The sequence below is a fragment of the Streptomyces sp. NPDC059142 genome, assembly GCF_042755665.1.
Classification (GTDB): domain Bacteria; phylum Actinomycetota; class Actinomycetes; order Streptomycetales; family Streptomycetaceae; genus Streptomyces.
On sequence record NZ_JBHZDA010000010.1, the window covers coordinates 107,109 to 116,439 of the forward strand.

The 9,331-nt window shown below is 71.5% G+C and carries 6 protein-coding genes; 1 reads left to right on the forward strand and 5 read right to left on the reverse strand.

Annotated features, from left to right (window positions below):
• Window positions 1–110: 110 nt before the first annotated feature.
• The 5 genes from ACFXPK_RS06360 to ACFXPK_RS06380 all read right to left on the reverse strand — a co-directional run bounded on the left by ACFXPK_RS06360 (window position 111) and on the right by ACFXPK_RS06380 (window position 7,196).
• On the reverse strand, window positions 111–1,025 hold the full coding sequence (locus tag ACFXPK_RS06360; RefSeq protein WP_385004632.1) for a Yip1 family protein: 915 nt from the start codon (window positions 1,023–1,025) through the stop codon (window positions 111–113).
• Between the two features lie 129 nt (window positions 1,026–1,154).
• Complete coding sequence (locus ACFXPK_RS06365; RefSeq protein ID WP_385072282.1) at window positions 1,155–2,483, reverse strand: FG-GAP repeat domain-containing protein; 1,329 nt, start codon at window positions 2,481–2,483, stop codon at window positions 1,155–1,157.
• Window positions 2,484–2,573: 90 nt separating this feature from the next.
• The gene (locus ACFXPK_RS06370) at window positions 2,574–4,118 is read right to left on the reverse strand and encodes an FG-GAP repeat domain-containing protein (protein ID WP_385072285.1); all 1,545 of its coding nucleotides are present in this window, start codon (window positions 4,116–4,118) and stop codon (window positions 2,574–2,576) included.
• Window positions 4,119–4,185: 67 nt separating this feature from the next.
• Window positions 4,186–6,459 (reverse strand): (Fe-S)-binding protein, encoded by a 2,274-nt coding sequence (locus tag ACFXPK_RS06375; protein WP_385072288.1) that lies wholly within the window; start codon window positions 6,457–6,459, stop codon window positions 4,186–4,188.
• A 68-nt stretch (window positions 6,460–6,527) separates the two neighbouring features.
• On the reverse strand, window positions 6,528–7,196 hold the full coding sequence (locus ACFXPK_RS06380; protein WP_385004624.1) for a sugar transferase: 669 nt from the start codon (window positions 7,194–7,196) through the stop codon (window positions 6,528–6,530).
• A 236-nt stretch (window positions 7,197–7,432) separates the two neighbouring features.
• On the opposite strand from ACFXPK_RS06380, the gene dnaK reads away from it, so the two are divergent.
• Window positions 7,433–9,286: a molecular chaperone DnaK gene (dnaK, locus tag ACFXPK_RS06385; protein WP_329824214.1), complete on the forward strand. Its 1,854-nt coding sequence runs from the start codon at window positions 7,433–7,435 to the stop codon at window positions 9,284–9,286.
• The last annotated feature ends 45 nt before the right edge of the window (window positions 9,287–9,331 follow it).

Here is a 9,331-nt window from a genome sequence, read left to right on the forward strand (position 1 = left end):
GCCCTGTCCTGCCGATTACCCATCTTTGCACGGTGCGCCGCCCGACGGGGTCGGGGGGGACGGGGGGGGCGGCCCACCCCCCCCCCCACCCACCCGTTACGGCGCTGCGGTCACAGCGTGCCCAGTTTCAGCAGCGACAGCAGCCCGATGAGCTGGATCGCCGACGCGCCCAGCGCCTTCGGCCACGGCAGGTCGTGCGACTTGCTCACCATCACGGTGAAGAGCGCGCCCGCCGCCACCCATGTCGCCCAGCCGATGATCTGCACCAGCGAGTTCTCGCCGCCCAGGAAGAGCGCGAAGAGCAGGCGCGGGACATCGGTGATCGACATGATCAGCATGGAGAGGCCCACGGTCGGCTGCCACGCGCCGTCGCCGCCGAGCTGGCGGGCGAGCGAGTGGGTGACCACACCCAGGAGCAGACCGCCGATGACGAAGGCGACCGCCGTCGTGAGGACGTACGGGATGGCCGTGGTCAGCGTCGCGTTGATCGCTTCCTCACGGGCCGTGTCGAAGCCGAACAGCGCCAGCAGCCCGTAGAGGAACGTCACGATCAGGGCCGGGCCCCAGACCGGGTAGTCGCGCATCTGAAGGAACGTCTGCGCCGGCCGCAGGACGATGCCGCTCAGCAGCTCCTTCCAGGCCAGCCGCGGGCCGGACGGGACCGGGGCCGCCTGGTACGAGGCGCCGTCGCCGTAGCGCTCCTCGTCGATGCTGAACTGCTGGGTGTGCCCGGGGTTGTTGGCGTACGGGTCGCCCTGGTGCTGCGGTGCGCCGCCGTACCCGTGCTGCTGCCCGTAGGGGTCGCCGAAGTACTCGGGCTCACCGGCCCGGCCGCCGCCGTGCGGCGCGCCGCCCCCTGGCTGTCCACCGCCCGCGGGGGGCCACTGCTGCCGGCCGTACGACGGCGCGCCCTGCTGACCGCCCCCGTATGCGGGGGGCGGCGCCTGCCGTCCGTACGGCGGTTGCTGCGGTTGCTGTTGCGAGGTGCGGTTGTCCCGGCCGCGTCCGATCCTGAATCCAGCCACGCAATCGAACGTACCCGCTCCCGGCGGGCGCGGTGGCGGAGGGAGGGAACCGGAGGGCCTTTGCGGCCGAGCTGTGACATCCCTTAGGGGAACCCTGGGGGATGTCCCCAGGGAGGGGTGTCAGGGACATCAGTCCAGGAAGAGCGTGGTGCTGAAGGTGAGCAGGGGGTGCGGGCGGTAGGCCGGCGCCCCTGAGCCGGCGGGGGCGTAGAGCGCCACCAGGTCCGAGGTCTCCGCGCGGTGCGTGCGCGTCGCCAGGTAGCCGTCCGTCGCACGCAGGACCTCCGTGGCCGCCTTTCCCGCCGGTACGCCAGGGAGACGCGGCGCCGGGGGTTTCCGAAGCTCCGTGAAGCGGTACGCGCCGCCCGTCCGCTCCGGTCCGTTCGGGCCGCCCAGCAGCAGCGTTCCGCGCGCGGCGGCCCCGGGCGCGCGGGGGCGGTCCACGACGACGAGGTCGTCGTAACCGTCCCCGTTCGCATCGCTCTTCGGCTCCGGCGCCGTCAGGACCGGGCCGCCGCCCGGGACCGGCGCGGCGGCTGCGCGCGGGGCGCCGGTCCGGTCGAACGGGCCGCGCAGGAAGCTGACTCGGCCGCCGCTCGCGGTGGAGGCGCGGTGGGCCGCCCCGAGAACCGAGAAGTAGGCCCCAGACGGGGGGGGGGGGCACTCGGCGCCCGCGCGTAGCGGCGGCGGGCGCGCGCGGGGTGCGCCGGGCCGCCCCCCCGCCCCCACCCCGTCGAAGTCGCCGCAGACCGGATGGTCGGGCCACTCGTCGCCCGCGCGGGCCTTCGCCGGGATCTTGAGGACGACCGCGCGGCCGGTGGGCCCCTGCGGGCCGCCGAAGAGGATCTGGAGCGGTACGGGCGGCGTCCCGATGCCGTTGTACGGCGGGTCCGTGGCGATGATCAGATCGCCGAAGCCGTCGCCGTCGAGGTCGCACGCCGCCACGGCGTCGAACGCCGCGGGCAGCACCCCGTCCACCCGGGCGCCCCGTTCGCGCGGGTCGAGTGTCTGGCGTACGGCCGGGTCGAAGGGGGTCGCGCCCTTCGCGCCGTACACGATGCCGATGCCCGCGTCGTCCCCGTAGGTGTCACCCGCCGCCGTGACCAGGTCGTTCAGTACGAGGTCGGGGTGGCCGTCGCCGTTCAGGTCGTCCGGGAGGCGGCTGCCCCTGCCGCGCGGGACGGCGCGGCGCGCGGTGGCCGTCGCGCCGGCGCCCGGGGCGGTGTCGCCGTTCTTCGCCTCCGTGGAGCCGCCGGAGCCGCCCGAGCCGCCAGAACCTTCCGAGGACGACGCCGGAGACGTGGGGGAGGCCGGGGACGGGCCGGAGGAGGTGCAGGCGGTCAGGGGGAGCAGCAGGGCCGTACAGGCGGAGAGGGCGACCGCCGCGCTCCTCGTCCTCGCCGGCCTTCCCGCCGTCGCACCGGTCGTACGTATCCGCCGTATCCGCCGTATCCGCATGATCCCAACCGCCCCATCCGTACTCACCGGCCCCCGACGCACCGCCTCATTGTGCGCGGGACGCCGCGCCGTGCCCAGGCCGGGCGGTTCTCAGCGGCCGAAGCGCAGGCCGAAGAGGTCGCGCGGTGCCGGTGTCAGGCCCACGTCCGACAGCCCGATCCGGCGCGGCCACCCGTCGGCGCCCCCGCCCGGACCCGCGCCCCCGCCCAGACCCGTGTCCGCGCCCGTTCCCGTGCCCGTCACGCCGTCCGGGCCGCCGTGCAGGACGCGTATCCCCGCCTCCTCGACGATCGCCAGCTCCGCCGCCCCGTCCCCGTCCATGTCCAGCAGCGCGAGCGCCCAGGCAGGGGCCGCGAGGTGCTGGACGCCCGTGGTGGTCAGGCCCTTCGGGCCGCCGCGCAGGGCGAGGACCAGGGACGAGCCGTCCTTCGCCGGGGCGGTGAAGGCCACGTCGGCGTAGCCGTCGCCGTCGATGTCGCCCGCCGTGGCCGCCACCCCGAAGCCGCAGCCGGTGGAGACGGGCGCGCCCGGCAGCCCCGGTGTCCGCCCGTCGATCGTCGTCGGCCTCCGGGCGGGACCACGGTCCGCCCTGCCGCCGTACACGACCGTCAGCCGGCTGCCGTCGTCCGCGCGCTGCTCCTCGCCGACGACCTCGCAGGAGTTCCCGACGACCACGTCCGCCGTGCCGTCCTCGTCGATGTCGGCGGTACGCGTGTCCACGCCGTAGATGTCCCTGCCCTCCGCGTCCTTGAGGCGGGTGTACGCGGCGGACACGCCCCCGGCGCCCCGGGCGGTGCCGCGGTGGACGGCGGTGGCGCGCGGGACGGGCATCTCGTCCGCGTAGACATGGGTCCAGGTGACGACGAGGTCGTCCCGGCCGTCGCCGTTCACATCCCCCGCGGCGGCGAGGCGGGCCGTGTAGTACCCCTCGGAGCCGGGCTCCGGGCCGTCGTCCTCCGGGGTGAGGTCCAGCGGCACCGTGGCCGCGGGTGTCCCCGCCCGGCTGAACGGGCCGTACGACAGCGTCGCGGTCGACGGCGAGCGTCCCGCGGTGACCAGGTCGGCGTACCCGTCCCCGTCGAAGTCGCCGGCCACCGGCGCGCCGCCGGAGAGCCGGGCCCCGCCCTTGAGGCCCTTGTCACCGGCCGGGCCCGAACCGCCGCCCCAGACGACGAAGACGGTGTCGCTGCCCGCCGTGGTGATCAGGTCGGCCGAGCCGTCCGCGTCGAGGTCGGCCGAGGTCACGGAGGCGCCGAACGCGCCGCCCTGGCCAGCCTTTCCGAGGTTCAGACCGTTCTGGGTGATCACTTGGTGGCGGTCCGGGGCCGGGCCGTCCGGTGAGCCGGGCACCACGACCGCGTGACCGGCGGCGTAGACGCCGTCGACCGTCGCGGCGGAGTCGGTGAGGACGAGGTCGCTCACGCCGTCGCCGTCGAAGTCGGAGTACGCGGTGGTACCGGGTGGCGCGGGGGTGGACGAGGCGGACGGGGGAGGGGGCGGCGGCTCGGACGGCCCGCCGTCCGGCGGCGAGCCGGGACCGCCGCACGCCGCCGCCAGCCCCAGGACGCAGACGAGGCCCGCGAGACGGACCCGAGGGGTACGGACGGGCCCACCGGCCGGCGGAGTTGTCAGCATGGCCGGTTGGACCCGTACCGTCCCCCGATGGTTGTGCCCGCCCGTACCCCTCGGGCGCGGGACGGTCCTACTTCGCCGGTTCGGGCTCCGGGTCCGGCGTGTTCTCGTGCTCCTCGTCCGGCTCCGGGTCGGCCGGTGTCCGTACCGAGTCGAGCAGCAACTGCGCGACGTCCACCACCTGGAGGGATTCCTTGGCCTGGCCCTCGTTCTTCTTGCCGTTGACGGAGTCCGTCAGCATCACCAGGCAGAACGGGCAGGCCGTCGAGACGATGTCCGGGTTGAGCGAAAGGGCCTCGTCCACACGCTCGTTGTTGACGCGCTTGCCGATCCGCTCCTCCATCCACATCCGCGCGCCGCCGGCGCCGCAGCAGAAGCCGCGCTCCTTGTGGCGGTGCATCTCCTGCTGGCGCAGGCCGGGGACGGACGACATGATCTCGCGCGGCGGCGTGTAGACCTTGTTGTGCCGGCCCAGGTAGCAGGGGTCGTGGTACGTGATCAGGCCCTCGACGGGGGTCACCGGGACGAGCCTGCCCTCGTCCACGAGGTGCTGGAGCAACTGCGTGTGGTGGATGACCTCGTACTCGCCGCCGAGCTGCGGGTACTCGTTGGCGATCGTGTTGAAGCAGTGCGGACAGGTCGCGACGATCTTCTTCGACGCCTTCGGCTTCTTCGTCGACGCGTCGTCGTCATCCTCGCCGTACGCCATGTTCAGCATCGCCACGTTCTCCTGGCCGAGCTGCTGGAACAGCGGCTCGTTGCCGAGGCGGCGGGCCGAGTCGCCGGTGCACTTCTCGTCGCCGCCCATGATGGCGAACGTGACGCCCGCGATGTGCAGCAGCTCCGCGAACGCCTTCGTGGTCTTCTTTGCGCGGTCCTCCAGGGCGCCCGCGCATCCCACCCAGTAGAGGTAGTCGACCTCGGTCAGGTCCTCGATGTCCTTACCGACGACCGGAACGTCGAAGTCGACCTCCTTCGTCCACTCCAGGCGCTGCTTCTTGGCGAGCCCCCAGGGGTTGCCCTTCTTCTCCAGGTTCTTGAGCATCGTCCCCGCCTCGCTCGGGAAGGCGCTCTCGATCATCACCTGGTAGCGGCGCATGTCGACGATGTGGTCGATGTGCTCGATGTCGACCGGGCACTGCTCCACGCACGCGCCGCAGGTGGTGCAGGACCACAGCACGTCGGGGTCGATGACGCCGTTCTCCTCCAGCGTCCCGATCAGCGGGCGCTCGGCCTCGGCGAGGGCCGCCGCGGGCACGTCCTTCAGGGCCTCGGCGGTGGCCTCCTCCTCGCCCTCCGCGGTCTTGCCGCCGCCCGCCAGCAGATACGGCGCCTTGGCGTGCGCGTGGTCGCGCAGCGACATGATCAGCAGCTTGGGGGAGAGCGGCTTGCCCGTGTTCCAGGCGGGGCACTGCGACTGGCAGCGACCGCACTCCGTGCACGTGGAGAAGTCGAGGATGCCCTTCCAGCTGAACTGCTCGACCTGGCTGACCCCGAACACCGCGTCCTCGGCCGGGTCCTCCCAGTCGATCGGCTCGCCGCCGCTGGTCATCGGAGGGAGCGCGCCGAGCGCCGTGGAGCCGTCCGCCTCGCGCTTGAACCAGATGTTGGGGAAGGCGAGGAAGCGGTGCCAGGCGACGCCCATGTTGGTGTTGAGCCCGACGGTGATCGCCCAGGCCATGGTCGTACCGAGCTTGATCATGGCGGCGAGGTAGACCAGGTTCTGGAGGGTGGCCAGGCTCAGCCCGCCGAAGGCGGCGACCAAGGGGTACGAGACGAAGTACGCCGCCTCGTAGTGGCCGACACCGTGGATCGCGCCCTCCAGACCGCGCAGGGTGAGGATCGCGAGGCCGATCACCAGGATCACGTACTCGACGAAGTACGCCTGGCCCAGCTTGGAGCCGGTGAAGCGGGACTTGCGGCCCGCGCGGGAGGGCAGGCTCGCCAGTCGGACGCCCATCAGGACGAGGATGCCGACCGTCGTGGCCAGGGCGATGAACTCGGTGTACATCTCGTACGGCAGCCAGCCGCCCAGCACCGGGAGGACGAAGTCCGCCTGGAAGAGCTGGCAGTACGCGGTGATGATCGTCAGCCCGAGCGTCAGGAAGCCGACCGCGACGAACCAGTGGGCGACGCCGACGACCCCCCAGCGGTTCATCCGGGTGTGGCCGACGAACTCCTTGGCCAGGGTGAGGCTGCGCTGCTTCGGGTCGTCGGTGCGGCTCCCCTCGGGCACCGGCCGGCCGAGTCGGACGAAGCGGTAGATCTGCGCGACGGCGCGGCCGATGAGCGCGACGCCGACCACGGTCAGGACCAGCGACACGATGATCGCGGCGAGTTGCATTCGGGGGCTCCTCGGGCCTGCGAGGGTGGGTGGATCAGCACGCGTAGGTGATCGTACTAAGCGGTAACTTAATCAGCTCGTGCTGAGGGTACCCACTTATTCCGTCGCAATGTAGCCGTGGGGCCGGTGATCTGTGTCGCTGAGGCGACCCTGACCGGAGGAACGAGCGCGCCGGGCGTCCGTACGAGGATCGCCAGGTCGAGGCCGATCCAGTGGTGCTCCACGTAGTGCTGGTCCAGCAGGGGCGCCTCGTCCCACGGCAGTCCGGAGCGGCGCCGTACCTGCGCGAGCCCGGTCAGCCCCGGCCGTACGAGCTGCCGCCAGGGCGCCGCCGCGGCGGGGGAGCCGAACTCCAGGGGGGCGGGCCCGACCAGCGAGAGGTGGCCGCGTACGACGTGGGGCAGCCGGGAGAGCAGGTCGAGGCGGAAGCGGCGGGTGCGCAGGGAACTCAGGAGGAAGGGGTGTCCGTTGAGCCCTGTGCGGTAGTCGCGTACGAGAACGCCGCCGGCCGGGCGGCCGAGCGCGAGGGCGAGCGCGGCGACGGCGAGCACGGGCGAGGCGAGGACCAGCAGGACCGGGCCGAGGGTCAGGTCCAGCAGCCGTTTGGGTTCGAGGTGCGCCGCGAGGCGCCGGGCCAGGTGCGGGACCCGGGGCGGTAAGGCCAGGTGCGGGACCCGGCGCGGTAAGGCCGGGCGCGGGAAGGTCCGGGGTGTCTGCCAGGGTGTATGTCGCTTCATGGCCACATCTGACCGTTCTCTGAGCGATTTATGGCTTTTGTCGGGGAACGATCGCATGCTGGAGCGGTGTGGGTCCGGTAGGCGCCCCGGGAAGCCGCCGGTCCGAGGGGCGCGGACCCGCTGCCGCAAGGGCGGGCGCACAATAATTGAGTCTCCTCGGCTCAGGTCCTTTGACTCCGTGGAATCTGTGATGCATCCTTGAGCCTGTTCCACTCAAGTCACCTGGAGGAATCGAAATGGCACGTGCGGTCGGCATCGACCTGGGCACGACTAACTCCGTCGTCAGCGTTCTCGAAGGCGGCGAGCCCACCGTCATCACCAACGCAGAGGGCGCCAGGACCACGCCGTCCGTCGTCGCCTTCGCCAAGAACGGCGAGGTGCTCGTCGGCGAGGTCGCGAAGCGCCAGGCGGTCACGAACGTCGACAGGACCATCCGGTCGGTCAAGCGCCACATGGGCACCGACTGGAAGATCAACCTGGACGGCAAGGACTTCAACCCCCAGCAGATGTCGGCCTTCGTGCTGCAGAAGCTGAAGCGGGACGCCGAGGCGTACCTGGGCGAGAAGGTCACCGACGCGGTGATCACCGTCCCGGCGTACTTCAACGACTCGGAGCGCCAGGCCACGAAGGAGGCCGGCGAGATCGCGGGCCTGAACGTGCTGCGCATCGTCAACGAGCCGACGGCCGCCGCGCTGGCCTACGGTCTCGACAAGGACGACCAGACCATCCTGGTCTTCGACCTCGGTGGCGGTACGTTCGACGTCTCGCTGCTGGAGATCGGTGACGGCGTCGTCGAGGTGAAGGCCACCAACGGTGACAACCACCTCGGTGGTGACGACTGGGACCAGCGTCTGGTCGACTTCCTGGTGAAGCAGTTCGCCAACGGCCACGGCGTGGACCTGGCCAAGGACAAGATGGCTCTCCAGCGTCTCCGCGAGGCCGCGGAGAAGGCGAAGATCGAGCTGTCGTCCTCCACCGAGACCACGATCAACCTCCCCTACATCACGGCGTCCGCCGAGGGCCCGCTGCACCTGGACGAGAAGGTCACCCGCTCCCAGTTCCAGCAGCTCACGGCCGACCTGCTGGACCGGTGCAAGACGCCGTTCCACAACGTCATCAAGGACGCGGGCATCCAGCTCTCCGAGATCGACCACGTGGTGCTCGTCGGTGGTTCGACGCGTATGCCCGCCGTGGCCGAGCTCGTCAAGGAGCTGACCGGTGGCCGCGAGGCCAACAAGGGCGTCAACCCGGACGAGGTCGTCGCCATCGGCGCCGTGCTCCAGGCCGGTGTCCTGAAGGGTGAGGTCAAGGACGTCCTGCTCCTCGACGTCACCCCGCTGTCCCTGGGTATCGAGACCAAGGGCGGCATCATGACCAAGCTCATCGAGCGGAACACGACGATTCCGACGAAGCGCTCGGAGATCTTCACGACGGCCGAGGACAACCAGCCGTCGGTGCAGATCCAGGTCTACCAGGGCGAGCGCGAGATCGCCGCGTACAACAAGAAGCTCGGTATGTTCGAGCTGACCGGTCTGCCGCCCGCGCCGCGCGGTGTGCCGCAGATCGAGGTCGCCTTCGACATCGACGCCAACGGCATCATGCACGTGGCCGCGAAGGACCTCGGCACCGGCAAGGAGCAGAAGATGACCGTCACCGGTGGCTCCTCGCTGCCGAAGGACGAGGTCAACCGGATGCGCGAAGAGGCCGAGCAGTACGCGGACGAGGACCACCGCCGCCGCGAGGCCGCGGAGACCCGCAACCAGGCCGAGCAGCTCGTCTACCAGACGGAGAAGTTCCTCAAGGACAACGAGGAGAAGGTTCCCGGCGAGATCAAGACCGAGGTCGAGGCCTCGATCGCCGATCTCAAGGAGAAGCTGAAGGGCGAGGACACCGCGGAGATCCGTACCGCCACGGAGAAGGTCGCCGCCGTCTCGCAGAAGCTCGGACAGGCGATGTACGCGGACGCCCAGGCGTCCGGCGCCGCCGGTCCCGAGGGTGCGGCCGGCGAAGGCCAGGCCAAGCCCGAGGACGACGTCGTCGACGCCGAGATCGTCGACGACGAGAAGCCCAGGAAGGACGGTGCGGCGTGACCGAGGAGACTCCGGGCTTCGAGGAGAGACCCGACCTCCCCTCCC